Origin of the sequence: Burkholderia diffusa, assembly GCF_001718315.1 — a bacterium.
In the GTDB taxonomy this organism is placed as follows: Bacteria; Pseudomonadota; Gammaproteobacteria; order Burkholderiales; family Burkholderiaceae; genus Burkholderia; species Burkholderia diffusa_B.
In genome coordinates, this window is sequence record NZ_CP013363.1 from 235461 (window position 1) to 261259 (window position 25799).

At 65.9% G+C, this 25799-nt stretch carries 25 protein-coding genes; 12 read left to right on the forward strand and 13 right to left on the reverse strand.

What is annotated here, in order from left to right; genetic code table 11:
• Positions 1-27: 27 nt before the first annotated feature.
• Positions 28-687 carry a glutathione S-transferase family protein gene (locus WI26_RS16545; RefSeq protein ID WP_059540401.1) on the reverse strand — a complete coding sequence of 220 codons (660 nt, stop codon included), beginning with the start codon at positions 685-687 and terminating at the stop codon, positions 28-30.
• A gap of 120 nt (positions 688-807) precedes the next feature.
• Here WI26_RS16545 and WI26_RS16550 point away from each other — a divergent pair, with 120 nt between their 5' ends.
• The 3 genes from WI26_RS16550 (at position 808) to WI26_RS16560 (ending at position 2958) form a co-directional block, all read left to right on the forward strand.
• On the forward strand, positions 808-1623 hold the full coding sequence (locus WI26_RS16550) for a helix-turn-helix domain-containing protein (protein WP_069226552.1): 816 nt from the start codon (positions 808-810) through the stop codon (positions 1621-1623).
• 87 nt (positions 1624-1710) lie between these two features.
• On the forward strand, positions 1711-2556 hold the full coding sequence (locus tag WI26_RS16555) for a hypothetical protein (RefSeq protein WP_420480790.1): 846 nt from the start codon (positions 1711-1713) through the stop codon (positions 2554-2556).
• 99 nt (positions 2557-2655) lie between these two features.
• The gene (locus tag WI26_RS16560) at positions 2656-2958 is read left to right on the forward strand and encodes an H-NS family nucleoid-associated regulatory protein (RefSeq protein ID WP_069226553.1); all 303 of its coding nucleotides are present in this window, start codon (positions 2656-2658) and stop codon (positions 2956-2958) included.
• A gap of 214 nt (positions 2959-3172) precedes the next feature.
• On the opposite strand, the gene glmS is transcribed toward WI26_RS16560, so the two are convergent.
• Positions 3173-5002 (reverse strand): glutamine--fructose-6-phosphate transaminase (isomerizing), encoded by a 1830-nt coding sequence (glmS, locus tag WI26_RS16565; protein ID WP_069226554.1) that lies wholly within the window; start codon positions 5000-5002, stop codon positions 3173-3175.
• A 156-nt stretch (positions 5003-5158) separates the two neighbouring features.
• Here glmS and WI26_RS16570 point away from each other — a divergent pair, with 156 nt between their 5' ends.
• Positions 5159-5656 (forward strand): Lrp/AsnC family transcriptional regulator, encoded by a 498-nt coding sequence (locus WI26_RS16570; protein ID WP_069226555.1) that lies wholly within the window; start codon positions 5159-5161, stop codon positions 5654-5656.
• A gap of 35 nt (positions 5657-5691) precedes the next feature.
• Here WI26_RS16570 and WI26_RS16575 read toward each other — a convergent pair whose 3' ends face one another.
• Positions 5692-6231, reverse strand: a complete 540-nt coding sequence (locus tag WI26_RS16575) for a methylated-DNA--[protein]-cysteine S-methyltransferase (protein WP_059466131.1) — start codon at positions 6229-6231, stop codon at positions 5692-5694.
• The gene (locus WI26_RS16580) at positions 6228-7703 is read right to left on the reverse strand and encodes a DNA-3-methyladenine glycosylase 2 family protein (protein WP_069226556.1); all 1476 of its coding nucleotides are present in this window, start codon (positions 7701-7703) and stop codon (positions 6228-6230) included. Before WI26_RS16580 ends, WI26_RS16575 begins: the two co-directional genes overlap by 4 nt.
• A 342-nt stretch (positions 7704-8045) precedes the next feature.
• On the opposite strand from WI26_RS16580, the gene WI26_RS16585 reads away from it, so the two are divergent.
• Positions 8046-9338, forward strand: coding sequence for an MFS transporter (locus WI26_RS16585; protein ID WP_059466129.1), 1293 nt, complete (start codon positions 8046-8048; stop codon positions 9336-9338).
• Positions 9339-9449: 111 nt separating this feature from the next.
• Here the strand turns inward: WI26_RS16585 and WI26_RS16590 are convergent, their stop codons facing one another.
• The gene (locus WI26_RS16590) at positions 9450-10553 is read right to left on the reverse strand and encodes a LacI family DNA-binding transcriptional regulator (RefSeq protein WP_059509407.1); all 1104 of its coding nucleotides are present in this window, start codon (positions 10551-10553) and stop codon (positions 9450-9452) included.
• Between the two features lie 102 nt (positions 10554-10655).
• On the opposite strand from WI26_RS16590, the gene WI26_RS16595 reads away from it, so the two are divergent.
• Positions 10656-11492 (forward strand): NAD-dependent epimerase/dehydratase family protein, encoded by an 837-nt coding sequence (locus WI26_RS16595; protein ID WP_059509409.1) that lies wholly within the window; start codon positions 10656-10658, stop codon positions 11490-11492.
• A gap of 25 nt (positions 11493-11517) precedes the next feature.
• On the opposite strand, the gene WI26_RS16600 is transcribed toward WI26_RS16595, so the two are convergent.
• Entirely contained in the window at positions 11518-11838 is a 321-nt protein-coding gene (locus WI26_RS16600) for a DUF1330 domain-containing protein (RefSeq protein WP_059466126.1), read from the reverse strand.
• Positions 11839-11996: 158 nt separating this feature from the next.
• Positions 11997-12464, reverse strand: a complete 468-nt coding sequence (locus WI26_RS16605) for a MerR family transcriptional regulator (protein ID WP_069226557.1) — start codon at positions 12462-12464, stop codon at positions 11997-11999.
• 78 nt (positions 12465-12542) lie between these two features.
• On the opposite strand from WI26_RS16605, the gene WI26_RS16610 reads away from it, so the two are divergent.
• Complete coding sequence (locus tag WI26_RS16610; RefSeq protein ID WP_069226558.1) at positions 12543-13778, forward strand: NADH:flavin oxidoreductase/NADH oxidase family protein; 1236 nt, start codon at positions 12543-12545, stop codon at positions 13776-13778.
• A gap of 36 nt (positions 13779-13814) precedes the next feature.
• Here the strand turns inward: WI26_RS16610 and WI26_RS16615 are convergent, their stop codons facing one another.
• Entirely contained in the window at positions 13815-14138 is a 324-nt protein-coding gene (locus tag WI26_RS16615; RefSeq protein ID WP_059466123.1) for a hypothetical protein, read from the reverse strand.
• Positions 14139-14760: 622 nt separating this feature from the next.
• Here WI26_RS16615 and WI26_RS16620 point away from each other — a divergent pair.
• The gene (locus WI26_RS16620; RefSeq protein ID WP_059915526.1) at positions 14761-15393 is read left to right on the forward strand and encodes a LysE family translocator; all 633 of its coding nucleotides are present in this window, start codon (positions 14761-14763) and stop codon (positions 15391-15393) included.
• A 73-nt stretch (positions 15394-15466) separates the two neighbouring features.
• Here the strand turns inward: WI26_RS16620 and WI26_RS16625 are convergent, their stop codons facing one another.
• Positions 15467-17083 (reverse strand): NADP-dependent glyceraldehyde-3-phosphate dehydrogenase, encoded by a 1617-nt coding sequence (locus WI26_RS16625; RefSeq protein WP_069226559.1) that lies wholly within the window; start codon positions 17081-17083, stop codon positions 15467-15469.
• 893 nt (positions 17084-17976) lie between these two features.
• Here WI26_RS16625 and WI26_RS16630 point away from each other — a divergent pair.
• Complete coding sequence (locus tag WI26_RS16630; protein WP_069226560.1) at positions 17977-20106, forward strand: TonB-dependent receptor; 2130 nt, start codon at positions 17977-17979, stop codon at positions 20104-20106.
• Between the two features lie 43 nt (positions 20107-20149).
• Here the strand turns inward: WI26_RS16630 and WI26_RS16635 are convergent, their stop codons facing one another.
• Positions 20150-21106: a LysR family transcriptional regulator gene (locus WI26_RS16635; RefSeq protein ID WP_059540394.1), complete on the reverse strand. Its 957-nt coding sequence runs from the start codon at positions 21104-21106 to the stop codon at positions 20150-20152.
• Between the two features lie 226 nt (positions 21107-21332).
• On the opposite strand from WI26_RS16635, the gene WI26_RS16640 reads away from it, so the two are divergent.
• On the forward strand, positions 21333-22361 hold the full coding sequence (locus WI26_RS16640) for a DUF1338 domain-containing protein (RefSeq protein WP_069227753.1): 1029 nt from the start codon (positions 21333-21335) through the stop codon (positions 22359-22361).
• Positions 22362-22586: 225 nt separating this feature from the next.
• Here the strand turns inward: WI26_RS16640 and WI26_RS16645 are convergent, their stop codons facing one another.
• The 3 genes from WI26_RS16645 to WI26_RS32725 all read right to left on the reverse strand — a co-directional run bounded on the left by WI26_RS16645 (position 22587) and on the right by WI26_RS32725 (position 23425).
• Positions 22587-22784, reverse strand: coding sequence for a CsbD family protein (locus tag WI26_RS16645; protein ID WP_059466119.1), 198 nt, complete (start codon positions 22782-22784; stop codon positions 22587-22589).
• Between the two features lie 53 nt (positions 22785-22837).
• Positions 22838-23197 carry a BON domain-containing protein gene (locus WI26_RS16650; RefSeq protein ID WP_069226561.1) on the reverse strand — a complete coding sequence of 120 codons (360 nt, stop codon included), beginning with the start codon at positions 23195-23197 and terminating at the stop codon, positions 22838-22840.
• A gap of 63 nt (positions 23198-23260) precedes the next feature.
• Entirely contained in the window at positions 23261-23425 is a 165-nt protein-coding gene (locus tag WI26_RS32725; RefSeq protein ID WP_167359249.1) for a hypothetical protein, read from the reverse strand.
• 409 nt (positions 23426-23834) lie between these two features.
• On the opposite strand from WI26_RS32725, the gene WI26_RS16655 reads away from it, so the two are divergent.
• Positions 23835-25391 carry a helix-turn-helix transcriptional regulator gene (locus WI26_RS16655; RefSeq protein WP_069226562.1) on the forward strand — a complete coding sequence of 519 codons (1557 nt, stop codon included), beginning with the start codon at positions 23835-23837 and terminating at the stop codon, positions 25389-25391.
• 153 nt (positions 25392-25544) lie between these two features.
• Positions 25545-25736 (forward strand): CsbD family protein, encoded by a 192-nt coding sequence (locus WI26_RS16660; protein WP_059466116.1) that lies wholly within the window; start codon positions 25545-25547, stop codon positions 25734-25736.
• The last annotated feature ends 63 nt before the right edge of the window (positions 25737-25799 follow it).

Sequence of the window (25799 nt, forward strand, 5' to 3'; positions counted from 1 at the left end):
TTGCGTCAAGGTCCGCCCGGTATCGGACTACCTTGCAGCGGACGCTGCCTCCTTGGCCTTGTCCTGCTCGGCCGCGAGTGCCGCATCCGCCGCCTGCGCACGCTGGATGGCCGGGCGAGCAAGAACGCGGTCGATATAGGCGCGAATGTGCGGCGTCTCGGGCACCAGCTTGAACATCGTCGTCCAGTGCAGCGCCGAGCCCCACAGCACATCCGCGGCCGTGAAGCGCTCGCCCAGCAGCCAGGGCCCCTTTGCCAGTTGTGCATCGATCGCGTTGATGACGGCATCGAAGTCGCCGTAGGGCGACGTCGAGTAGGCCGCGGGCGGACGATTCATCGAGCGGTCGACGACGGCCGGCTCGAGGCACGAACCGTAGAACGTCATCCAGCGCAGATACGGGCCGCGCAGCGAATCGCCGGGCGCCGGCGACAGGCCGGCTTCCGGATACAGTTCCGCCGCGTACATGTAGACGGCGGCCTGCTCGGTCACGATCACGTCGCCGTGACGCAGCGCGGGCACCTTGCCCATCGGGTTGATGCCGAGATATTCGGCGTCGTGATGTTTGCCGGCGGAGAGGTCGAACGCGTGCAGTTCGTAGTCGGCGCTCAGTTCTTCGAGCAGCATCCGCGCGCCGGCCGATCGGCTGCGCGGCGAGTGGTACAGGGTCAGGTGACGGTCTTGCGGCATCGCGGGCTCCGGTGTGCGTTGGGGACGAGTATTCCAATGTAGGACGGCCGCGCGGCTTCGTCTTGGAAAAATCCGCTGTGGCGGTGCATCATCACGCAGTCATCTCAACGGTTCGTCACCATGGCCGACTTGCGTAACGTGACCGAGACGCCCAAGGGCGTCGTCGGCCCGAAAGCCTTCAATCAGCGCTTCCGCCTGAATCGCTATTACCCGTGCGCCGAACTGGCCGGGGTGCTGGATCACCACTGGATCGTCGAATGGAATCTGCGCGATCAGCCGCCGTATGTGCAGCGCACGCTGCCGTATCCATGCGTGAATCTGGTGTTCGACCGGCGGCGGACGGGGATCTTCGGGGTGGTGTCGGGGGCGTTCGAGACGACGCTGGCCGGGGCCGGGAGGGTGATTGGCTTGCGGTTTCGGCCGGGGGCGTTCCGGGCATTCTTCGGCAAGCCGGTGCATTTGTCGACCGACAAGGTGCTGCCGGTGTCGACGCTGCTCGATTGTGGCGATGCGCAAGCCGAAGGCGCCGTGCTCGGTGCCGAGGACGATGCCGGAATGGTGGCCGCCGCGGAGGCGTTGCTGTTGCGGGTGCTGCCGCCGGCCGATCCGCAGGTCGAGCGCATTCACGCGATTTTGCAGATGCTGCAGCAAGATCTCGGCCTCACGCAGGTGCGCGATCTGGCCGAGCGCGCGGGGATGAGCGAGCGCACGCTGCAGCAGCTCTTTTCCAACTACGTGGGTGTGACGCCGAAGTGGGTGATCTGTCGTTATCGCCTGCATGAGGCCGCGGACAAGCTTGCCGGCGGCGAGCCGGTCGATCTCGCGGAACTGGCTCAGGCGTTGGGGTATTTCGACCAGGCGCATTTCACGCGCGATTTTCGGAAGCTGGTGGGGAAAGCGCCAGCGGAGTATCGGCGCGAGGATGGGCGGGTATGAGGGTGCCGATTCCTGATCGGCGAGCCGGCCATGAGTCATTTCGAACGGGGGTGCGTCGCGCGCCATTCCACCCTATAGTGCTCGTCGTTGACCGATCAGAAAGAAAATCAGGAGTTCGTCGTGCTTCACAGGAAATCCAAGTTGGGTCGTTCGAGCTTCGCGTGGGGCGTCGTGTTGGCGATGATGCTGGCGCCAGTGGCGGCATACGCGGAGGTGCAGGCTGCAGACGGCGCGACGCGCGTCGCGCCCGCTGTCGATCATGGCACGTCCACCGGACGATCGATTGTCGGTGACGATCCGGTTGCAATCCGGGATGCGCTGAAGAAGCAGCACGTCAGCGCTGCCGCCCCTTCATTGAGTGCACGGGTTCGCGGCCTCGTCTCCAGCGCCACCGATCGGCATGGCCCGAATCCCGACCTGGCAGCCGTCGATCTCGATCGTGACGTGACGTTCGTGGTGCCGGTGCGATACGGGCTGAGATACCAAGCGCAGCGGCGCTTGATGACGCTGGACGTCGACCTGTTCGACGCGGAGCGCGACGACCGAACGAGCATCCTGCTCAGAAAGGTCACGACGGGGCCGCGAGGGCGAGGGCTAGTGATTGCACCCGAAGCGAAGGCGAAAGGGTATATCCAGCAGGTCGATATCATCGAGCTCGACGCCGGGGAAGGGAAAAAGACGTCGATTCGCAGCCGCATGCGGCTTTCGCCTGCCGTGTACGCCCAAGCGCATGGCGACTTCGCACTCGTATTTTCCGGGCGCCTGGTTCGGCCTTACCTGACTGAACAAACCGAGCATGTCGATCCGAGCATCGAGGAGCCGACGGATATCACGACCCGGATCTCCAGGTTGCACATGGATCTCCAATCCATCCGGCTGGTGAGTCCGTCGAGCGGTGTCGTGCTGTCGAAGAAGCTGAGTTTGTCGAAGTAGCGATTTTCTTGTGCGAGGGGATGATGATTGCGTGCGATCAAGCGGTTGCTGAATTATCATGATTTACGTATTGTTCTCAAAATACAGGAGAATTAACGAATGACTGAAACCTACAAGAAGCTGAAGGCACAACTTGACGTGCTCCAGAAGCGCACTGAAGCCGCTCGCATCGCGGAGCTCGAAGCCGTGATTGCGCAGATTCGCGAGCTCGTTGACGAGTACGGCATCACTGAAGACCAGATTTTTGGTCGCAAGCGCGCGAAGACGGCCGCGAAACCGGCAGCAGTTGCCGAGCCGAAATACCAAAACCCGAAGACGGGGGAGACGTGGTCGGGCCGAGGCCGCGCCCCGCTGTGGATTCGCGACGCGAAGAACCGCGACCGCTTTCTTATTGCCAAGTAAGGCGGGAGTCCGGAAACCGCACGCATCCCGCATTTGCGCGTGCAGTTTCGTGAGTTCGCCGATACATTACGCGTCGCGCTCGAACTCCCGGAGCGCGGGTTGGGAACTGCACATCGGGAACCCGGCTCCGACTAGTTCCAATTGGTAGCTCAGCGGCACCTGCAGTTCCCTCGCAATGAGCTACCTTAAGTATTGCGGGCAGCAAGACATACCCTCACTCCACCGTCACCGACTTGGCCAGATTCCTCGGCTTATCGATATCCGTGCCCCTCGCCAACGCCGCGTGATAAGCCAGCAACTGCATCGGCACCGTATGCAGAATCGGCGAAAGCGGCCCGTAGTATTCATTGAGCCGAACCACCTCGATCCCGTCACTCGGCACCAGCCCGCAGTCCACATCCGCGAACACGAAAAGCCTGCCGTTCCGCGCGCTGACCTCATGCATGTTCGACCGGAGCTTTTCCAGAAGCACGTCATTCGGCGCCACCGCAATCACCGGCATTTCATGACTGACCAGCGCCAGCGGCCCATGCTTCAATTCCCCGGCCGGATAAGCCTCCGCATGGATATACGAAATCTCCTTCATCTTCAGCGCGCCTTCGAGCGCGATCGGGTAATGCATCCCGCGCCCGAGGAACAGCATGTTGTCGCGTCGCGCGAGCAACTCCGACCAGCCCATGATCTGCGGCTCCAGCGCGAGCACCTTCGACATCGCATCGGGCAGATGCCGCAGCGCACGCAGATGCGCCTTCTCCTCGTCATCGCTCAATCGGCCGCGCACCTGTGCCAGTGACAACGTCAGCAAGAACAACGCAACGAGCTGCGTGGTAAAAGCCTTCGTCGAAGCCACCCCGATCTCGATTCCCGCACGCGTGACGAACTGCAGCGCGCATTCGCGCATCAGCGCGCTCGTCGCGACGTTGCAGATCGCGAGCGTATGCATCATCCCGCGCTGCTTCGCGACATGCACGGCGCCGAGCACGTCGGCCGTCTCACCGCTCTGCGACACGGCGACGACCAGCGTGCGCGGATTCGGCACGCTGTCGCGATAGCGAAACTCGCTCGCGATCTCGACGCTCACCGGCAGCTTCGCGATGCTCTCGATCCAGTACTTCGCGGTCAATGCCGCGTGATAACTGCCGCCGCATGCGAGCAGCAACACCGAGTCGACGTCGTTGAACACACGCCACGCACCGTCGCCGAACAGCTCGGGCATGATCGACGCGACGTCGAGCAGCGTATCGGCCACTGCCTGCGGCTGCTCGAAGATTTCTTTCTGCATGTAGTAGCGATACGAGCCGAGGTCGGCCGCGCCGCTGTGCGCGGCCACCCGTTGCACCGCACGCTCGGCGCGCTGGCCGGCCGCGTCGACGATCCAGTAGCGATGCAGCTGGATATCGGCAACGTCACCGTTCTCCAGGTATGCGATGCGATCGGTGATGCCCGACAACGCGATCGCATCCGACGCCAGGAAATTCTCGCCATCGCCGACACCGACGACGAGCGGCATCCCGTCGCGTGCACCGACGATCCGGTGCGGTTCGTCGCGGCACATCACCGCGATCGCATAGCTGCCGCGCAGTCGCGCGACCGCGCGGCGCACCGCGTCGAACAGGTCGCCGTCGTACAGATGGTCGATCAGGTGCGCGATCGCTTCGCTGTCGGTCTGGCTCGCGAACACATAGCCGTGCGCCTGCAGTTCGGCGCGCAGTTGGTCGCAGTTCTCGATGATCCCGTTGTGCGACAGCGCGATGCGCGCGTTGTCGTCGCTCGGCGAGAAGTGCGGATGCGCGTTGAGCGTGACGGGCGCGCCATGCGTTGCCCACCGCGTATGCGCGATGCCGGTGTAGCCGGACAACGCGTGCGCGGCGATCTCGCGTTGCAGGTTGGCGACGCGCTCGACGCTGCGCGCGCGTGCCAGCGCACGGTCGCGATAAACCACCACGCCGCATGAGTCGTAGCCGCGGTATTCGAGCCGCTTCAGGCCCTCGACGAGGTTCGGCAGGATGTCCCGCTGGGCAACCGCCCCGACAATTCCACACATATCGCGCTCCGTAAATGTCCTGTCTGGACCCGTGACAGCGATGGTATGAGTGGCTGAATGGAATTAAATTTCAAAATATGCGCGAAGATGAAACCGTTGCGATGCCATGTATTATGCTGAAATTAAATTTCACACTCTGACCGGAAGGAGCCGCCGATGGCCGGCATCACGCTCGACGATCTCGACCTGCGCATTCTCGCGATCCTGCAGGACGACGCATCGGTGTCGAACCTGCAACTCGCCGAGCGTGCGCTGTCGTCGCCGCCGACCTGCATGCGCCGCGTGCGGCGGCTGACGGAAGCGGGCGTGATCCGCCGCCAGGTCGCGGTGCTCGACCCGGTCGCGATCGGCACGGCCGTCACGGCCTTGATCGAAATCAGCCTCGATCGGCAGACGGCGGAAGACTACGACGCGTTCGAGGCCTACGTGTGCGCGGAGCCGGCGGTCACGCAGTGCTACCGCGTATCGCCGGGGCCGGATTTCGTGGTGGTGGCCGATCTGGCCGACGTCGCCGAATACGATGCATTTGCGCGGCGACTGTTCACCGGCGCATCGAACGTCCGCAACGTGCGGACGTTCTTCTCGACGCATCGCGCGAAGTTCGAGGCGAACGCGCGAGTCACGCACGCGATGCGCAGGCGCGGCAACGACTAGGCCACACGACGCCCGCGAAAACTACACACGCGACATCAGAACGCGAACGCCTGCTGCATCGGATGGCGCTCTCCGCGCGCGAACCCGGCGCCTTCGAGCGACAACAACGCACGCTTGCGTTCGATGCCGCCCGCATAACCGGTCAGGCTGCCCGACGCGCCGATCACGCGGTGGCACGGCACCATGATCGACACGGGATTGCGGCCGACCGCGCCGCCGACGGCGCGCGCGGCACTCATCGGTAGTCCGATGCGTTCGGTGATGTCGCCGTACGACACGAGCTCGCCGAACGGAATCGCGAGCAGTTCCTTCCATACGCTGCGCTGAAACGCGGTGCCGCGCAGGTGAATCGGCACCGAGAAGGTCTCGCGCACGCCGGTGAAGTATTCGGCGATTTCATCGGCGACCTTGCGCGCGAGCGGCGACACGTTGCGTGCGCCGGCGGTCGCATCGGCTGCGATCGCGAGCGACGGATAGTATTTCTGGCCGACGAAGAAGAGACCCGTCAGCGCATCGTCTTCGATACGGATGGCGATGTCGCCCAGCGGGCTCGGAATCAGAAGAGCGGGAGTCATCGCGAAGCTTCTCCATGAAGGCGCCACACATGCAATGCGGCATACGCGCGCCATGGCGCCCAGCTCGCCGCCGGCGGCGCCGACGATGCGATGCGCGCACGCTCGGCGGCGGAGGCGCGCGGTGCAAACCACGCGTCGTCCGCGGGGAACGCGTTCGGCCAGGCCATTGCACGCATTGCGACATACTGCACCGCGCGTTCGTCGAAGCCGGGCAGCGCGCGCAATGCATCGAGCGTCGCATCGAGCGGCGCCATCGGCTCGAGCGCAAGCGCGCCGTCTGCGACAGCACGTGCCACCGACACGATCGCTCGTGCAGCATCGCGCGCCACGCCGATTGCTTCGAACGCTGCCGGCGGCACGCTCGCCAGCGTTGCAGCGGAAGGCAACGCATGCGTGAGCGCTGGCGGTGCGTGGTCGATCGGCGTGCCGAAGCGTTCGGCCACGCGCGCCAGCATCGCGCCTGCTTGCGTCGCCGCCAATCGTTCGCCCGCGATCGCCCGAATCGCGATCTCGAGCCCGTCGAATGCGCCGGGCGCGCGCAGGCCGGGCGAGCCGTCCGCGAGTTCGCCCAGATGCGCGTCGATCACGTCGGGGCGGCTGTCGAGATCGAACAGCCGCCGCATGCGCGCGAGCACGGCCGGCACGACGGGCGTGAGCGCGGGCGACACGGTCACCGCGAGCGCGAACCGTTGCGGCACGTGCGTGACGGACAGCCAGCCCGTCACGTGAGCGTCGCCGTGTCCGGTGGGCAGTGCGACGGCGCGCGCATAGCCATGCGCGTCGATGCGCTCGACGCCGTCGATCTGGCGCGGCGCGAGAAAGCGCATCAGCTCGGGCCATGCGAACGGCGGCCGGTACGGCAGCGGAAAGGTCATGTCGCCACCGGCGGATGCACCGGCGCCCTTGCGCAAGCGCAGCGGATTGAGGCCGTAGCGTTGGCGGAACAAATCGTTGAAGCGCCGCACGCTGCCGAACCCGGCGGTCGATGCCACCACGGCTACTGGCAGCGCGGTATCGGTCAGCAGACGCTTGGCCATCAGCAGCCGGTGCGTCTGCGCGAATTCGATCGGCGACACACCGAACTGCGCGGCGAAGATTCGGCGCAGATGGCGCTCGGTCACGCCGACCCGCTGCGCGAGCGCATCGACGGGATGCTCGTTCAGGAAGCCGTCCTCGATCAGCGACGCGGTCGCGGCGGCGAGATTGCCGGACAGGTCGAGCAGCCCGTGGCCGGGCGCGAGTTCGGGCCGGCATCGCATGCACGGCCGAAAGCCAGCTTTCTCCGCCGCGGCGGCGGTCGGGTAATAACTGCAATTCCGCGCCTTTGGCGGCTTCACCGGGCAAACGGGGCGGCAATACACGCCCGTCGTCGACACGCCGACGAAGAACCAGCCGTCGAAGCGGCGGTTCCGCGAAAGCAGCGCGTCGTAGCAGGTGTCTGGATCGAGGTGCATGAGGCGACTGTAAACCATCCTCGCTGCCGATTCTGGCTGGAATCGGACATGTGTATCGACGCGCAGGCACGCGTCATGGCCCTGTTTCGCACACGGGAAAATCCCGAAAAAACGGTTAATGCCACTCTGCGAAACAGTCATCTCTTTTTGCGGCGCTGAATTTGAGATGACTCATCGAAATCCCCGACTGACACGGCACCGGCCGAAGCCCTATCCTTTGAAAAACGTTTTCCAGATCTCGACGGACGAGCGGCCGTGCCACGCAAGGGATGGGCCGCCGCCCGCCCCGGCGCCCGTCGCCGGTCCCGGACAGGCAATATCCAGCGGCGCGGCGGGCGCGGCCGCGCATCGGAGACACTCATGCAATCTGCCGTCGTCGGCGCGGTGCGCGCGGCCGCCAGCCGCTACCGCTGGACCGTGTGTGCGCTGCTGTTCTTCGCGACCGTCATCAACTACATGGATCGACAGATCCTCGGCCTGCTCGCGCCGATGCTCCAGCACGACATCGGCTGGAGCCAGGTGCAGTACGGCCGCATCGTGATGGCGTTTTCCGCGTTCTACGCGATCGGCCTGCTCGGGTTCGGGCGCATCGTCGACTGGCTCGGCACGCGCATCTCGTATGCGGTCGCGATGCTGGTGTGGAGCATCGCGGCGATGCTGCACGCGGCGGTCGGCTCGGTGATGGGCTTCGCGGCCGTGCGCGCGTTGCTCGGGATCGGCGAGGGCGGCAACTTCCCGGCCGCGATCAAGACGACGGCCGAATGGTTTCCGCGTCGCGAGCGCGCGCTCGCCACCGGCATCTTCAACTCGGGCGCGAACATCGGCGCGGTGTTCGCGCCGGCGATCATCCCGGCGATCGCGGTGTCCTACGGATGGCGCGCGGCGTTCGTGATCATCGGCGCGATCGGCATCGTGTGGCTCGCGGTCTGGCTGGTGATGTATCGCACGGCCGACACGCGCGCGCTCGCCGCGGAATACGACGAGCCGCGCGACGAAGCCGAGGCGCTCGACGCGGCGAACGCGGATGCCGGCGCGCCGCGCTGGGGCGAACTGATCCGCAAGCGCGAGACGTGGGCGTTCCTGATCGGCAAATTCCTGACCGACCCGGTGTGGTGGTTCTACCTGTTCTGGCTGCCGAAGTGGCTCAACGAGTCGCGCGGGATGGACATGCAGCATATCGGCCTGCCGCTCGTGTGCATCTATGCGCTGACGACGGTCGGCAGCATCGGCGGGGGCTGGCTGTCGTCGATGCTGTTGCGCGCGGGCTGGAGCGTGAACGGCGCGCGCAAGACGGCGATGCTGATCTGCGCGTGCTGCGTGTTGCCGATCGCGTTCGTGTCGCAGGTGCAGAGCCTGTGGATCGCGGTGCTGATCGTCGGCCTCGCGGCCGCCGCGCACCAGGGCTGGTCGGCGAACCTGTTTACGACGGCGTCCGACCTGTTCCCGCGCCGCGCGGTCGCCTCGGTGGTCGGCATCGGCGGGATGGCCGGTTCGATCGGCGGCGTGCTGTTCTCGGAAGTGATCGGCCAGGTGCTCCAGCGCACGGGCCACTACTGGGTGCTGTTCGCGATCGGCGCGCTGGCCTACCTGCTTGCGCTGGCGATCATGCACGTGCTCACGCCGAAGATGAAGCCCGCGAAGCTCGACGCCTGATCGCGTGCCGGCAAACGAACGCGCCGCCCGGAGGCGGCGCGTTTTTGTTTGCGATGCACGAACGCGAAGCGATGACGAAGAGGCGGCAGGCGGCGAACGCGGTCGCGCGCTTCAACCGGCCGCTGCCGTCGACGCACGCATGATCAGCCGCGGCTCGAACGTCGAATAGCTCGCGTCGGTGCGCCCGGCGAGTGCGTCGATCAGCTTCTGCATCGCGAGCTCGCCCATGTTCTCGCTCTGGATGTCGATGGTGGTGAGCGCGGGCGCCGCGTATTCGCCGTACGGCACGTTGTCGACGCCGGCGACGGACACGTCCTGCGGCAACCGGAACCCGAGCGACGCGGCTTCCTTCATGAAGCCGAGCGCGATCAGGTCGTTGTAGCAGATCACGGCCTGCGGACGGTGCGGCCCGAGCATCACGCGCGAGCATGCGCGCTCGCCGGCGTCGGCGGTCGGCGCATGCGCGTCGTACACGTCGAGCGTGAGCCCCGCTTCGGCGAGACAGTCCCGCGCGCCCTGGATCCGTTCGTCGTTCACGCGCGCCGGGCCGAAACCAAGGTATGCGATGCGCGTATGGCCGAGATTGAGCAGGTGGCGCGCGAGCATGTAGGTGGCGAGCCGGTTGTCGATGCCGACGCTCGGAATCGGCAGGCCGGGGCTGCGGCGCAGCAGCACGAGCGGCTTGTGCAAGTCGAGCATCCAGCCGGCCTCGTCGTCGGGCATCCGCGTGCTGACGATCAGCCCGTCGACGCGCTGCGCGAGCGCCTCGATCAGCGAGCGTTCACGCGCCTGGTTCTCTTCGGTATCGACGAGCAGCAGCGTGTAGTCGTGCTGGAGCGCGACGCGGTTCGCGCCCTTGACGACATTGGTGAAGTGCGGGTTGCTGATGTCGAGGATCACGAGGCCGATGGTGCGCGTGCGTCCGGTGATCATCGAGCGCGCGAGCGGGTTCGAACGGTAGCCAAGCCGCTCGATCGCTTCCTTGAGCCGCGCTTCGACGGTTGGCGAAAAGCGCTGCGTGCCGTTCACGTACTTGGATACCGTCGCGACCGACACACCGGCTTCCGCCGCCACGTCGCGGATCGTCGGGGAAACTTTTTTCATCGGAAGGGTAACGTTTTCGTTCGATTGCACCGGATTGTGGCAGAAAAAGCCGGCGTCCGGCCACCGGCCGATATCGGGAAAGTGCGGATGGTTCCGGGCGGCTCCGACCATTGACGTTCGGCTTTTGTCCCGCGTATAGTTGGAAAACGTTTTCCGATTTCATTGAATTCGGGCGACGTCCAGGACACTTCAGAACAGATTCAAGGAGATTCGATGAACGCCACATCCACCGGCGCACGCAAGCCGTTCGGGCGCCTGCTGCTGACCGGCGCGGCCGGCAACCTCGGCCGCCAGGTGCGCGGCGCGCTGGCGAACTGGGCCGACGTCGTGCGCGTGAGCGACATCGCCGCGCTGGACGACGCGGCCCCGCACGAAGAAATCCGGGTCGTCGATCTGGCGGACCGGCCGGCGGTGATGGCGCTCGTCGACGGCGTCGACGCGATTGTCCACCTCGGCGGCATTTCGGTCGACGCGCCGTTCGACGATCTCGTCGATGCGAACATCACAGGCACGTACAACCTGTACGAAGCCGCGCGCAAGCACGGCGTGAAGCGCGTCGTGTTCGCGAGCTCGAACCATGCGATCGGTTTCCATCCGGTCACGGAAGTGCTCGACGCCGATTCGCCGCAGCGTCCGGACAGCCTGTATGGCGTGACGAAGTGCTTCGGCGAGTCGCTGTCGCGTTATTACTTCGATCGCTTCGGGATCGAGACGGTATGCCTGCGGATCGGCTCGTCGTTCGAGGCGCCGAAGAATCCGCGCATGCTGGTGACGTTCCTCAGCTATCGCGACCTCATCGAGCTCGTGCGCTGCTCGCTGCTGACGAACCGCGTCGGGCACGTGATCGTCTACGGCGTGTCGGACAATCCGGTGAAATGGTGGGACAACACGAAGGCCGGCTTCCTCGGCTACCGGCCGCAAGACAGCTCCGAGCAGTTCGCCGGGCTGTTCCCGGTGACGGCGCCGACTGCCGAGTACGACGATCCCGCGCAGCGCTACCAGGGCGGCGGGTTCGTCGTCGGCGAGCCGATGGAGCGCAACGCGAAGTAAGCATCGCAGGCGCCGGCGTGGTGGATCAGCGCAGGATGTCCGTCGCCTTGTGCTGCTCGTCCACGCCGTCGATCAGGATCAACGGGCCGCTCGCGTGACGTGCGCGCAGCGGCTGGATTTGCTGGTACGCATCTGATTCGTACCACGCGCGCGCCGTATCGAGATCGGGAAACGCGATCGCGATCAGGTCGCCGCGCCACACGCCTTCGCGCACGTCGGGCCGCGCGCCGTGAATCACGAAATGACCGCCGAACGGCGCGAGCGTGCCGTCGATGCGTTCGAGGTATTCGACGATGTCGTCGCACATTTCGACGTCGTGCAGGTGGGCGATGGCGTAGGCGGTCATGGCGGGCTCCGTGGCGTCGACGCGATGGGTCGATCGATGAAGCCATGATCGGCGCGCGGGCGGCGCCCGTCGATTACCTGCGACGTAAGCAAATCCGTGTTGCCGTGCGCAAAGCGGGCCGCGTGCCGCACGTCTCGGACATCGAACGCGCCACGCGCTCACGCGCGCTTGCGGATCGGCCGCGGGCGCGGCACGGGTGCCGGCTCCGGCTCCGCCCCTGCCACTTCCTTGCACAGCTTGTCGAGCATGCGCTGCGCGGCGCCCGCGCAATCCTCGCCGGCGGGCTTGTTCGCGATCTCGTCGATCAGCGCCTGCAGGTTGCGCCGGTTCTGCGCGAGCCGCTGTTCGAGCAACGCGATTTCGTCGACCTTGTGCCGCAACGCCTGCAGCAGTTCGTCGCGCGGCCACGCGCGGAGATCGGGCGGCAGCACCGCGCGGATCTCGTCGAGCGCGAAGCCCGCGCGTTGCGCGCGGTCGATGATCGCGAGCCGCGTCAGCGCTTCCGGCCCGTATTCCCGATAACCGTTCGCCTGCCGGCGCGCCGGTTCGAGCAGGCCGCTCGCTTCGTAGAAGCGGATGCGCGATGCCGCGATGCCGCTGGTTCGAGCGAGTTCTCCAATCTTCATCCTCGTGCTCCAGAGGGGCTTGACCTTGAAGCTGACTTTAAAGTTATGGTTGGGCATCGTCAATCGAGGAAGTCCACCATGAACTTGTTTGCGCCCCTCACGCTGCCCAACGGCGCGGTGATCCCGAACCGGCTCGCCAAGGCCGCGATGGAAGAGAACATGGCCGATGCGGATCACGCGCCATCCGACGCGTTGCTGCGCCTGTACCAGGCGTGGGCCGACGGCGGAGCGGGCCTGATCCTCACGGGCAACGTGATGGTGGACGGCCGCGCGATGACGGGCCCGAACGGCGTCGTGCTCGACAGCGACACGCATCTCGACCGCTTCCGGCGGTGGGCGCAGGTCGCGCGTTCCGGCGGCGCGCACGTGTGGATGCAGATCAACCATCCGGGGCGGCAGATGCAGGCGGCGCTCGGCCAGACGACGCTCGCGCCGTCGGCCGTGCCGCTCGCGCTCGGCGCGCTGTCGAAGCAGTTCCCGGTGCCGAAGGAGATGACGGAAGCCGACATCGCCGACGTGCGGCAGCGCTTCGTGCGCGCCGCGCAGCTTGCCGAGGAAAGCGGCTTCACCGGCGTGCAGATCCACGCGGCGCACGGCTATCTGCTGAGCCAGTTCCTGTCGCCGCTGACGAACCGCCGGCAGGACGCGTGGGGCGGCAGCATCGAGCACCGCGCGCGGCTTCTGCTCGACATCGTGCACGCCGTGCGCGCGACGGTGTCGCCGGCGTTCGTCGTGTCGGTCAAGCTGAATTCGGCAGACTTCCAGCGCGGCGGCTTCAGCGCGGACGATGCGAAGCGTGTCGTCGAACTGCTGAATCCGCTCGGCGTCGACCTCGTCGAGCTGTCGGGCGGCAGCTACGAAGTGCCGGCGATGCAGGGCGAGGCGCGCGACGGCCGCACGCTGGCCCGCGAAGCGTATTTCCTCGAATTCGCGCGGGACATCACGGCCGTCGCGGCCATGCCGCTGATGGTCACGGGCGGCATCCGGCGCCGCGCGGTGGCCGAACAGGTGGTCGCCAGCGGCGTGGCGATGGTCGGTATCGCGACCGCGCTGTCGATCGATCCGAACCTGCCGCGCGACTGGCAAGCCGGCAAGGACAGCGCGCCGGCGCTGCAGCCGATCCGGTGGAAGAACAAGGCCCTCGGCGCGCTCGCGAACATGGCCGTCGTGAAGTTCCAGCTCGCGCGCTTGAGTGTCGGGCGGCGCACGCATCCGGGCGTGTCGCCGCTGCGCGCGCTGGTGTCGCAGCAACTTGCCGCGCAGTGTCAGACGCGGCGTTACCGCAAGTGGATGGCGGGGCGGGCGGCGCGCTAGCCGAGAAGGCGCCGCGTCGGGCTGCCCGATGCCCGTTCACACCGGATACGCATCGTCGACCTTCAGGTTCGCGAGCCGGAACAGCGTGCGCAGCGTTTGCGGATGAATGTCCCGATGCGCGGCGAGCGACGTCAGCATGAAGTCGAGGACCTTCGCGTAGCGCAGCAGCACGAGGCAGCGCGCGAGATCCGCGTTGCCGCCGCGCATGCCTTCCGCATAGTTGACCATCTGGGTCGACAGCGTGCGCGCCATCTCGAGTTCCATCTGCTGTTTTTCCGTCCACTCGGGCTGCGGCTGTTCGAGCAGTTTCGCGAGAAAGATCTGGAATGACGTATCGGATGAGTTGGGCAGCGCATCCATGAAGAGCCTCATACTTTGCGTGGATCGGTCGGGCGTGTCCGGTGCCGGGCCGCGATCCGGGTTCATGTTCGCGCCGATCGTCGGCGCGACTGTTACCCGATGGGAATGCAGATTCCGTACCAGCCCCGCGATCCGAGTGTTGAGCAATGTTGACGAGGAGCGCGGCAGCGGTCATCGCGCCCCGTCGCTACTGGCTTGCACGGAAAATCGAGAAGGGGATCCATACGCTGTATGCGACCACAGGCGACAACGCGACAGGGGCCGAACGAATGAAATGCTTCAGCGATGTAACGTAACGCCGGACTGAAACCAGCCCTGTGTTTCCGTCGACGAATCGGGGAAATGCCGTGTCTGGCGCGTGCCGGTGCCGCTCCCGGCGTCTGCCCGAAGTCGGGACGGTCTCGCGCGGCGAGTCGCGGCGTCGCCCGCCTCACGACGAAAGCTCACCGCACATGCGCCGGATGTTTCATATCCGAGACGTCGTGTTCGCGGCACGCCCGATGCGTGCGCAACCTGTGCCGCGCGCGCTGCCCAACTGGCCCAGCGAATAACCGGACAACTGTCCATGGGCAGCCGCGCGGTGTTTGCGAACAATCATCGCATCATCTCCGCGAGGTTCGACATGAGCGTCCACGCCTTCTTCTCGGCCAATCTGCTGTTGGCCTACACGGCCTATTTCGTCGGGACGGCCAGCCCCGGCCCGAGCAATCTCGCGATCATGTCGGTCGCCGCGAACCACGGCCGCAAGGCCGCGCTCGCGTTCGCGCTCGGCGTCATCTCGGGCTCGATGTTCTGGGCGACGGTGGCTGCGCTGGGCGTGTCGGCCGCGCTGCTCGCATGGTCGAAGCTGTTGGTCGCGATCAAGCTGTTCGGCGGCGTGTACCTGCTGTGGCTCGCGTTCAAGTCGGGCCGCACCGCATGGTCGGCCAAGGCGGCCGCCACGCCGAAGGCGACCGGAGATCGGAAACTGTCGCGCTTCTACGCGCGCGGCGCGATGCTGCATCTGACGAATCCGAAAGCCATCCTGGTGTGGGTGTCGATCGTTGCGCTGTCGTCGAACGGCGCGGGCGCGTCGCATGGCGCGGTGGTGCCGGGTTGCATCGCGATCGGATGCCTGGTGTTCGGCGGCTATGCGCTGGTGTTCTCGACGGACGCCGCCCGCCGGCTGTACGTGCGTGGCCGCCGCGCGATGGAAGCGTGCCTCGCGGTGGTGTTCGGCGTGGCGGGGATCCGGTTGCTGACGTCGAACGCGTGAACGGACCACCCGCACGCGTGAAGCCGGACAAACGATCCGCCGCGCGAACACGCGGCGGATCGGCTTTGGCACTTCAGAAAATGAAGCCCGTGTTGATGAACTTCGAGTAGTGATCCGACACGATCGAATCGAGCAGTTGCTTGCTGCCGTCGGTCTGCTTCGCCGCGACCATCGAGCGGATCGAGAACGCGCGCAACGCGTCGGTCACCGACAGCGTGCCTTCGGCCGAATCCTTGCGCCCCGCGAAGGGGAACACGTCCGGCCCGCGCTGGCACTGGCAGTTGATGTTCACGCGGCACACCTGGTTGACGAGCGGATCGACGAGCGCGCCGATCTGCGCCGGATCGGAACCGAAGATGCTGACCTGCTGGCCGTGCTCCGACGTCGTCACGTAGTCGAGCGCGGTTTCCACGTCGTCGAACGGCGCGACCGGGATGATCGGCCCGAACTGTTCTTCGCGATACAGCTTCATCCCTTCGGATACCGGATACACGACGGCCGGGTAGAACAGCGTCTTGCTGAATTCGCCGCCCGAATGGTTGACGACCTGCGCGCCCCGGGCCTTCGCGTCGTCGATCGCGTCGGTCATGTACGCGGTGCGATGCATGCCCGGCAGCGGCGTGATGCTGACACCTTTCTCCCACGGCATGCCGATCTTCAGCTGTTCGAGCGCGGCGGTGAAGCGCTTCAGGAATTCGTCGACGATCGAGCGATGCACGAGCAGCATCTTCAGCGCGGTACAGCGCTGGCCGTTGAACGACAGCGCGCCGAGCAGGCACTCCTTCACGGTCAGATCGAGATCGGCGTCGGGCAGCACGATCGCCGCATTCTTCGCATCGAGGCCGAGGATCGCGCGCAGCCGGTGCGACTTCGGATGCTGCTTCTTCAGGTGATCGGCGACCTTGCTCGAGCCGATCAGCGCGAGCACGTTGATCTTGCCCGACGCGAGCATGTGCGGCACGACCACCGCGCCCGGCGCGTAGATCGTATTGATCACGCCTTTCGGGAACGCGTCGAGCAGCGGCTCGAACAGCAGCGTGCCGTACTGCGGCGGCTTGAACACCACGGTGTTGCCCATCAGCAGCGCGGGAATCAGCGTCGCGAAGGTCTCGTTCAGCGGATAGTTGTACGGCCCCATGCACAGCACGACGCCGAGCGGCGTACGGCGAATCTGGCCGATCGTGCCTTCCGCGATCACGAAGCGCGAATTCGCGTTGTCGAGCTCCTTCAGCGCGTCGATGGTCTGCGTCATGTACGTGACGGTGCGGTCGAACTCCTTCTGCGAATCGGCGAGACTCTTGCCGATCTCCCACATGATCAGGTTCACGACCAGCTCGCGCTGCGCGACCATTCGCTTGATGAAGTCCTGCATGCATGCGATGCGCTGCTCGACCTTCATCGTCGGCCATTCTCCGCGGCCGGAATCGTACGCGCGCACCGCGGCGTCGAGCGCCGCATCGCTTTCCGTCTCGCCCATCACCGGATAGCTGCCGATCTCCATCTGCGCGACGCTGCCGTCCGGCTGGCGCACGCATACGGGCGACAGCACGGTCTTGGTCGCGCCGTCCCACGGGCGCAACTCGCCGTCGACCAGCGACACGCGCTGGTGGATCGGCGCGGCAAGCCGGAACTCGGCGGGAATGTCTTGATAGGCGGGAAACAGCTGCTGCAGGGAGGCGGAATCGGGCATGACGGTCTCGTTTGAGGGGGTGTCCGGGAAGGACGGGCGATGCGGAATCCTGAGCTGAATGATCGTCGATCCTGAATCGGCATGATGACGCGCGGACGACGTGGCGTCACGCGGCGGCATGGCCGAAACGCGGAATGGAACCAGTTCCATTAAAAAGGAACGCCGAACCGAATGCAAGATTTGCCGAATGCTGTCGATCGTTGCGTAAGGTATTTGCATGACTGTGTCGGAATCCTGGATATATGCGGTTTGGTGCGCGCGCAAACGTTTCACTTTGGCCGGATTGCGCGGATAATGGCCGAGCGCGGTGAAGTAAAAAAATGCCCCGGAACCTGAGAGATCACACGCAGTGAATAAAACAGAGAAGGTCCGCCGCGCTGCCGATGCGAGGTCGGCTGCCCGGAGCGCCGGGTCGGGGTTGCCCGGCCCGGCGCGCACCGGACCGGCGAGCGATTCCCGTCTCCGCCATTGAGTCTCTCGCGATCCTCTTTCGTCTTTCCGACATATCCCAAGCAGCCCTTCGATCCACGCGGCCATCACGCGCCGCGCTCGTCCATGCCCTTTTGTTTTCATCAAGGCATCGGCGCATTCGCGCGAGAAATTGAAGGCTATTTGTCAGGAATCCGCAGTGTCAGCCCGATGTACGTTGCACGAAGGCGACATGTTAAAAATTAACTAATAACGCGAATCATTCTCGTTTAATATTTCGCTCCGTTACGAGCCGTGACGCGTCGTAACGGCGTTTTCCTGACGGGCATATCGGCCCGCGCGACGGAGCGATAGCCAGTGCGCCGTCCGTTGTGCGCGCAATGGTGTCCGCTCGTCGAAGCGCCGGTTCGCGCGGCGGCCAGCGCGTTTGCGCTCACCGTTTTCCTTCTGCCTTCACTTCCACGATGAAACTCAACAAGAGCGCGTGCCACGCACTTCTGATCGCCTCGACGCTTGCCGGCACACGCGCCGCCTGTGCGCAGGCAAGCGACACCGCGGCGACCCTGCCCGCGATTTCCGTCAACGCGTCCGCCGAGCATGCGTCGTACGACGGCGGCCATTCGCGCGCGGCGACCAAGACCGACATGTCCCTGATGGACGTGCCGCAGACCGTGAACGTCGTGCCGCACGCGGTGATCGAGGATCAGAACGCCACGTCGCTGCAGGATGCGCTGCGCAACGTGCCGGGCGTCGGCTTTTCGGTCGGCGACGGCCAGCGCGACCAGATCACGATCCGTGGCTTCAACAGCATCACGGATCAATACGTCGACGGCATTCGCGACGATGCGCTGTACTACCGCGACCTGTCGAACGTCGATCGCGTGGAAGTGCTGAAGGGGCCGGCCGCCGTGCTGTACGGGCGCGGTTCGGCGGGCGGCATCGTGAATCGCGTGCTGAAGCGGCCGCAGGCGAACCCGGTGAACGACGTAGGCGTGACGCTCGGCACGCGCGGCGAGCGGCGCGGCGAATTCGATCTGGGCTGGAATGCGAACGACGCCGCACGCTTTCGCGTCACCGGCGCGGCCGAGAACTCGAACAGCTTCCGCGATCAGTTCCAGCTCAACCGGCAGGCGATCGCACCGTCCGCGCAGTTCAAGCTCGACAGCGACACGGTGCTGAACGTCGAATTCGACTACCTGCACGATCGCCGCACGTCGGACCAGGGCCTGCCCGCTTACCGCGGCCGGCCGGTCGATGTGCCGATCAACACGTATTACGGCTCGGCCGACGGGGTGAACAGTTCATGCAACGACATCTCGGCGAAAAGCGCGACGGTGTCGCTCGATCACCGCTTCAACGATTCGCTGTCGTTCCACGGCGCGATTCGCGCGTACGACTTCTCGCTCGAGCGGAAGAACTACGTGACCTACGAGCCGATCAAGACCGCCGCGCACCCGGTCGTCACGCTCGACCAGTCGACGCGCCAGCGCACCGATCACGGCATCGACGGGTTGTTCGAGCTCACGCAGAAGACGTCGCTGTTCGGCATGCGCCACGAGCTGCTGTACGGGCTCGAGCTGTCGCAGCAGCAGAAATTCGATACGGTCTACAGCGTGTCGAAGGTCGCGACCTACGATCTCTTCAATCCGCAGCCGATCGTGCTGCCCGGCGTGCCGATCGGCGCGCGCGCGAAGACGAACGCGTCCACCGTCGTCGGGCTCGCAGGCGTGTATGCGCAGGACCTGATCTCGCTGACCGAACACTGGAAGGTGCTCGCGGGTCTGCGCTTCGACTACCTGAACCAGATCCGTCACGACTACACGTCGTCGAACGTCAATCTCGATCGCACCGACCATGCGTGGAGCCCGCGTGTCGGCCTGATCTACGAACCGCTCGACTGGCTGACGCTGTACGGTTCGTTCAGCCAGTCGTTCTCGCCGCTGGCCGACACGCTGATCAGTTCCGGCGCGTTCTCGAACGGCGCCGCGCTCGCGCCGCAGAAGACGACCGCATATGAAATCGGTTCGCGCTTCGACATCGGCGGCAAGGCGACGGCCAGCGTCGCGTTGTTCGACATGCGGCAGACGAACCAGCAGATCGGCGACTCCGCGAATCCCGGCTATGCGTTGCCGATCGGCACGCAGCACGTGCGCGGGGCGGAGCTCGGATTCACCGGGCAGATCGCGCCGAAATGGTCGGTGTATGCGGGTTACGCGTACCTGAACGGCACGGTCGACGGCTCGCCTCAATCGACGGCGGCCGGCCTCGCGCTGTCGAGCAACACGCCCGGGCTGATGCCGCGGCACAGTGCCAGCCTGTGGCTCAAGCGCGAGCTGCCGTATGGTTTCTATGCGGCGGCGGGGATGCAGTTCCAGTCGGCCCGCTACACGTCGGCCAGCGATCTGGTCACGCTGCCGTCGTTCACGGTGTTCAATCTCGGCGCCGGCTATCGCAGCAAGAAGGTCGACGTGACGCTCACGCTCGACAACCTGTTCAATCGCCGGTACTTCATTGCCGCGCACGGCAACGCCGATCTGTACAACATGCCCGGCGATCCGCGCACGCTGACCGCCACGGTGAAATGGCACATGTAAGGATGTCGCCCGCGCCGGCCGCTGCGCCGGCGCGGCCGCGCCGTTACTCGACGTCCTCGTCGTCGTCCATGTCGTCCATGTCGTCGCCGTCCGCGTCGGGAGCCGGCGCCGCATACGCGCTCGCCTGCTCGAGCAGCCAGCCGCGAAACAGCTCAAGCGGCTTGCTGTGGCTCAACTCCGTCGGATACACGAGGTAGTACGCCGAATCGCCGACCGTCGCCGCGTCGCACGGCACGACGAGGCCGAGCTGCTGCAACTGCTCCTCGACGAAGAACTTCGGCACCAGCGCGATGCCGAGCCCGGCCGCGGCCGCGCTGATCAGCATCGTGTGCAGTTCGTAGCGCACACCCTGCATCGTGCGGATGTCCTCGACGCCGTGCGTCTCGAACCATTGCGCCCACGCGCCGGGACGCGTGGTCGAGTGCAGCAGCGGATACGCGAGCAGATCCTCCACGCGTTCGACCGGCCCGTCGAGCAGCGCTGGCGAGCAGATCGGCACGACTTCCTCGCCGAACAGGTAATCGGACGACGTGCCGGGCCAGGTCGGCTTGCCGTAGTGGATCGCGGCCTCGAAGTGCGTGTCCTCGAACGAGAACAGGTCGGTGCGGCTGCCCATGTTCACGCGCACGTCCGGCGTGCGGTCATAGAAGCTCTTGATGCGCGGGATCAGCCAGTGCGACGCGAAGGTCGGCAGCACCGCCAGCTCCAGGTAGCCGCCGCCGCTGCCGTGCGCGATGATCGACAGCGTGTCGCGATCGAGCGCCTCCAGCGCGCGCCGCACCTGCGTGCCGTACAGCTTGCCGGCGCGCGTCAGCACGACGCGCTGCTTCACGCGCGCGAACAGCCGCACGCCGAGGCTTGCCTCGAGCGTCGCGATCTGCCGCGATACCGCGCTTTCGGTCAGGAACAGCTCCTTGGCCGCGTGCGTGAAGCTCTCGTGGCGCGCCGCGGCTTCGAAAGCCACGAGCGCACCCATGTTGGGGATCTTGAATTTGCGCATGATGCTCGTTTTGTCTGACGAACCGACCCGCCCGCGGCGGACCGGCGGACGAGTGCGGAGACGGCCGATGATTCCGAAAACTCATCACATCTCAATTTAATCTCGCTTTACGCGCCGCTGCAACCCTTTGAATAATGCTTCCCACGCAAGGCAAGGCGCCCGCTGGGCGGCCGGCATGCGAATGGCCGGCACGCTTGCCGGCGGTCCCCTGAACACGAGAATCCTGATGCGCAATCCGAATATCGAGAGCCTGCTGACGAAGCTGCTGGGACAGGCGAAGACCGACGCCCTGTTCGCGACCCTGAACATGCCGGCCATCCTCGACGAATGGGAAACCGACGTCGTCACGCGCGCGGAAATCGCGCAGGCGATGAACATGGCGCTGTTCGAAGGGCTGCTCGAACGTTCGGCGAACGGCCGCGCGTACACGGCCGACGCGATCGAAAACGGCGGCTCGGTCCACTTCGACCACGGCGCGCTGCGTACGGTGCGCTGGCCGCACACGGGCGCGCTGCCGCCGGGCGAAGCCGCGTTCACGCGCATCCTGCGTCCGCTGGGCTTTCGCCTGAACGGCCGTTATCCGCTCGACAAGCTCGGCATGACCGGCCGCGCGTATGCGCATGAAGATGCGCCGGACGAAATCGCGCAGTTCTTCGTCAGCGAACTGCATCCGGAACGCTTCTCCAAGGAATTCCAGCAGGCCGTGACGAACGTCGTGAGCTCGTCGCGCGATCCGCTGTCACCGGCGGCCGTCGCGCTTCTGTGGGAGATCGAGCGCGAAGGCTGGTTGCCGCTCGACGCCGCGCATGCGCTGCTGCCGGAGATCGTCGGCGCGTTCGCGCGCCAGCACGACCTGCCGAACGAACTCGATTACGAGACGCTGCTGCTCGAATCGGCCGAGATGGCGTGGATCGCGACCGAAGGCAACGCGTTCAACCACGCGACCGATCGCGTGACCGACGTGTACAAGCTGTCCGACGACGAGAAGGCGAAGGGCCGGCCGATGAAGCCGGAGGTCGAACGCTCGCGTTCGGGCCGCGTGTTCCAGACCGCGTATCGCGCGGACATCGTCGAGCGCGAATTCCGCACGCGCGACGGCGGCATCGTGAAACGGAACGTGCCGGGCTCGTTCTATGAGTTCATCACGCGCCGCCGCACGTTCGATCAGGCGACGCGCCGCTGGGTGACGGACCTGCGTTTCGACGCGGGCAACGCGCAGGGCATCTTCAAGATGACGGCGAACGCGGCGAAGTAAGCGCGACGCAGGCAGGCAAACGGGCCGGCGGCTGATGACAGCCGCCGGCCCGTTTGCATTGAATGGGCGCCGCGTTCGTCAGAACAGGTGCGTGACCAGATAGAACAGCACCAGCACGCCGAGCGGTACGCCGAGCAGCCATGCGATCAGATATTTGCCCATGCCGTGGCCCTCCACGTGGCCGCGATGCGGGATGCATCGCGGCGGGGTATGACGACCGGCGCGTCAGAGCTCGCGATCGAATTCCTTCAATTGTTTCTCGGCCTCGTCGCGAGCGATGCCGTAACGCTCCTGGATCCTGCCGACCAGATAGTCGCGGTTGCCTTCGGCGACGGTCAGATCGTCGTCGGTCAACTTGCCCCACTTGGCCTTCAGCTTGCCGGTCAGCTGCTTCCATTGACCCTTGATCTTGTCTTCGTTCATCGTCTGCTCCTGGAGTAAGGGGAGAAAAGCGCGGCGCTCGGCCGCGCGACAGCTCAGGCCTTCGCCTTCAGGCCGGATGCGTCGACGTGCTTCACGCCCTTGACGGAGCGCGTCACGGCGACGGCCTTCTTCACCGCGGTCTTCGACGGCAGCACGCCCGTCAGCGTGACGGCGCCGTCCACCGTCTTCACGCTGATGTCGGTGCTCTTCACGCCCTTGGTGGTCGCGAGTTCGCTCTTCACCTTGGTCGTGATCCATGTGTCGGTCACCGGCTGGTCCGAATTCGACGTCATCGTGGTGTCGGTCGACGACGATGCCTGTGTCTGCGCCTGTGCGTTCGAGAGCGGTGCGGCGGCGAGCAGGAAAGCCGCACTCGCGGCGAGTAGCGTCGAAAGGTGCGAGGTCTTGTTCATTGATGTTCTCCTTCGATTGGCGTGGTGGATGGATGAATCGACGAACGGGGAGCGCGTCGCGCGTTACCGTGCGATCGGCGTGTCGTAGCCGGGCTCGCGCGGCGGTATGTCGGGGCGCGGCACATCGGGCGGCAGCGGTACCGGCGGATCGGTGCCGGGCGAGGGTTCGGGCGGATTGTCCGGGGCCGGCTCCGGTCGCGTCGGATCGGGTGTCTGATGCTGTTTCATCAGGTGATCCTCCTCTGCTGTTTTGAAAAGGCGGCGCACGTGCGCCGATGCAGTACCAGCGTACCGGCGCGAATGCACGCGGGCATCGCGCAAATTCACCGGATCGGCTAGTGCGTTTGCACGGGAATGAAAGAACGAGCGGGAACGGGAAGTGCGCCGGGGAAGCGCGTCGTGATGCGCGCGATGCGGGCGGCCGGCGCGCAAGCCGTGTCGCGCGCCGCTCGGCGGGATGGCGCACGCAGCCGGCGCGGCATGCGAATGTACTATTGCGCATGGTGCATCCGCGCCTGTCGATCGCCTCGGCCCGCACGCGATCATTGCGTGCACGCGCCAGCCGGCGCGGGTTGGCGCGTATCGGCGCGGAGGCAGCCGGCCCGGCAACGATGTCGACCACGTGGACCACCGATCAATGGACGAACGAGTAAACGAACAGGCGCTCAAGTCGCATACCGACCGGCGCCAGCTGCACCAGATCATCGCGGGGCTCACCGAGGGCGTGATCCTCATCGAACCCGACCAGCGCATCGTGTGGGCGAACGAGGCAGCGCTCGCGATGCACGGCGTCACCGAGCTCGACGCGCTTGGCGCGGACGTCACCGAGTATCGCGAGCGCTTCAGGCTGCGCTACCGGAACAACCATCCGGTGCGCGACGGCCACTATCCGATGGATCGCGTGATTGCCGGCGAGGAGTTCAGCGACGTGACGGTCGAAGTCGAATCGGCCGCCGACGAGAACGTGAGCTGGGTTCACCGGATCCGCAGCCTCGTGCTGACGAACGCGGCCGGCGAGCCCGACTGCCTCGCGCTCGTGCTGCACGATGCGACCGAATGGGCGAGCGCCGAGGACCGCTTCGAGCGCACGTTCAACGCGAACCCCGCGCCGGCCGTGATCTGCCGGCTCGACGACCTGCGCTACGTGAAGGTCAATCAAGGTTTCCTCGAGATGACGGGCCATGCGCGCGACGACGTGCTCGGCCGCTCCGTCTACGAAGTCGACGTGCTTGAACAGGCCGAACGGCGCGAGCTCGCGATCGAGCGGCTGGGCGAGGGCGCGACGATTCCGCAGATGGAGGCCGTGCTCAAGCGCGCCGACGGCGGCACGAAGGCGGTGGTGGTCGCCGGGCAGCCGATCGACATGAACGGCGAGGCGTGCATGCTGTTCACGTTCATGGATCTCGAGCCGCGCAAGCAGGCCGAGTTCGCGCTGCGGCAAAGCGAGGAGCGTTTCGCGAAGGCGTTCAGGATGGCGCCGGTCGCGACCGCGATCGTCACGGCCGGCCGCTTCGAGCTGCTCGACGTGAACGATGCCTTCGTCGGGATGGTCGGCCATGCGCGCGACGATCTGCTCGGCAGGTCCGCGGACGAGATCGGGCTATGGGCCGAACGTGGCGCCCGGCAACACATCGACAGCCAGCTCGCGCGCGACGGCAACGTGCGCAACGCGGACGTGCAGATCCGCACGCGCGACGGCGACGTGCGCGATTGCGTCGTGTCGGCCGAACCGGTCGCGATTCACGGGCAGGATTGCCTGCTGATCGCGTTGCTCGACATCAGCGATCGCAAGCGCACCGAGATGGAGCTCGTCTATGCGATCGAAACCGCGATGCAGGACGCGTCGTGGTTCAGCCGCACGCTGATCGAGAAACTGGCGAACGTGCGGCGCGCGAATGCGCCGGACGCCGGCGCGCAGCTGTCGGACCTCACCGCGCGCGAGCGCGACGTGTTCGACCTGCTCTGTCACGGTCTCGCCGACAAGGAGATCGCCGCCCGCCTCGGGCTCGCGCCGAACACGGTGCGCAATCACGTCGCGACGATCTACGCGAAGCTCGACGTGCATAGCCGCGGCGAGGCGATCGTGTGGGCGCGCGAGCGCGGGATCGTCGGCGCGTCCGACGCGAACGGCGCGCGAGCCGAGAAGGGCGCCGAGAAGGGCGCCGACAAGGGCGGCACGAACGGCACGGACTGACGCCGCGCGTCGCGCCATCGGTGCGAATGCACCATGCAGGCTGGTGCATCCGCATCTGCCGTGTGTTGCGCGCGGCTGCGATCCTGTCCACTCGGCGGTGCGGCGCGGGCCGCCTCGCCGCCGGCTCTCCCCAACTCATCGCAGGAGACGACCATGGACAGGAATCGCATCGAAGGCAAACTCAGACAAGTGAGGGGTTCGGTCAAGGAAGCGCTCGGCAAGGTGACGGGCGATCGCGAGACGGAAGCGGAAGGCGTGGCGGAACAACAGGCCGGCAAGGTCCAGGAAAAGGCCGGCGAGGCGGCCGATGCGTTGCGCAAGCATACGGGCACCGACAGGCATTGACCGGCGGCCCCGGCGCGACGAACCGATCGCGCGACGTGCCGCGCGTTGCCACTGCCTGATACG

Bases quoted from the DNA above. Each gene is read 5' to 3' on its own strand.
- WI26_RS16545 (WP_059540401.1), bottom strand. From the start codon at position 687: ATGCCGCAAGACCGTCACCTGACCCTGTACCACTCGCCGCGCAGCCGA.
- WI26_RS16550 (WP_069226552.1), top strand. From the start codon at position 808: ATGGCCGACTTGCGTAACGTGACCGAGACGCCCAAGGGCGTCGTCGGC.
- WI26_RS16560 (WP_069226553.1), top strand. From the start codon at position 2,656: ATGACTGAAACCTACAAGAAGCTGAAGGCACAACTTGACGTGCTCCAG.
- glmS (WP_069226554.1), bottom strand. From the start codon at position 5,002: ATGTGTGGAATTGTCGGGGCGGTTGCCCAGCGGGACATCCTGCCGAAC.
- WI26_RS16570 (WP_069226555.1), top strand. From the start codon at position 5,159: ATGGCCGGCATCACGCTCGACGATCTCGACCTGCGCATTCTCGCGATC.
- WI26_RS16575 (WP_059466131.1), bottom strand. From the start codon at position 6,231: ATGACTCCCGCTCTTCTGATTCCGAGCCCGCTGGGCGACATCGCCATC.
- WI26_RS16580 (WP_069226556.1), bottom strand. From the start codon at position 7,703: ATGGTTTACAGTCGCCTCATGCACCTCGATCCAGACACCTGCTACGAC.
- WI26_RS16585 (WP_059466129.1), top strand. From the start codon at position 8,046: ATGCAATCTGCCGTCGTCGGCGCGGTGCGCGCGGCCGCCAGCCGCTAC.
- WI26_RS16590 (WP_059509407.1), bottom strand. From the start codon at position 10,553: ATGGTCGGAGCCGCCCGGAACCATCCGCACTTTCCCGATATCGGCCGG.
- WI26_RS16595 (WP_059509409.1), top strand. From the start codon at position 10,656: ATGAACGCCACATCCACCGGCGCACGCAAGCCGTTCGGGCGCCTGCTG.
- WI26_RS16600 (WP_059466126.1), bottom strand. From the start codon at position 11,838: ATGACCGCCTACGCCATCGCCCACCTGCACGACGTCGAAATGTGCGAC.
- WI26_RS16605 (WP_069226557.1), bottom strand. From the start codon at position 12,464: ATGAAGATTGGAGAACTCGCTCGAACCAGCGGCATCGCGGCATCGCGC.
- WI26_RS16610 (WP_069226558.1), top strand. From the start codon at position 12,543: ATGAACTTGTTTGCGCCCCTCACGCTGCCCAACGGCGCGGTGATCCCG.
- WI26_RS16615 (WP_059466123.1), bottom strand. From the start codon at position 14,138: ATGGATGCGCTGCCCAACTCATCCGATACGTCATTCCAGATCTTTCTC.
- WI26_RS16620 (WP_059915526.1), top strand. From the start codon at position 14,761: ATGAGCGTCCACGCCTTCTTCTCGGCCAATCTGCTGTTGGCCTACACG.
- WI26_RS16625 (WP_069226559.1), bottom strand. From the start codon at position 17,083: ATGCCCGATTCCGCCTCCCTGCAGCAGCTGTTTCCCGCCTATCAAGAC.
- WI26_RS16630 (WP_069226560.1), top strand. From the start codon at position 17,977: ATGAAACTCAACAAGAGCGCGTGCCACGCACTTCTGATCGCCTCGACG.
- WI26_RS16635 (WP_059540394.1), bottom strand. From the start codon at position 21,106: ATGCGCAAATTCAAGATCCCCAACATGGGTGCGCTCGTGGCTTTCGAA.
- WI26_RS16640 (WP_069227753.1), top strand. From the start codon at position 21,333: ATGCGCAATCCGAATATCGAGAGCCTGCTGACGAAGCTGCTGGGACAG.
- WI26_RS16645 (WP_059466119.1), bottom strand. From the start codon at position 22,784: ATGAACGAAGACAAGATCAAGGGTCAATGGAAGCAGCTGACCGGCAAG.
- WI26_RS16650 (WP_069226561.1), bottom strand. From the start codon at position 23,197: ATGAACAAGACCTCGCACCTTTCGACGCTACTCGCCGCGAGTGCGGCT.
- WI26_RS32725 (WP_167359249.1), bottom strand. From the start codon at position 23,425: ATGAAACAGCATCAGACACCCGATCCGACGCGACCGGAGCCGGCCCCG.
- WI26_RS16655 (WP_069226562.1), top strand. From the start codon at position 23,835: ATGGACGAACGAGTAAACGAACAGGCGCTCAAGTCGCATACCGACCGG.
- WI26_RS16660 (WP_059466116.1), top strand. From the start codon at position 25,545: ATGGACAGGAATCGCATCGAAGGCAAACTCAGACAAGTGAGGGGTTCG.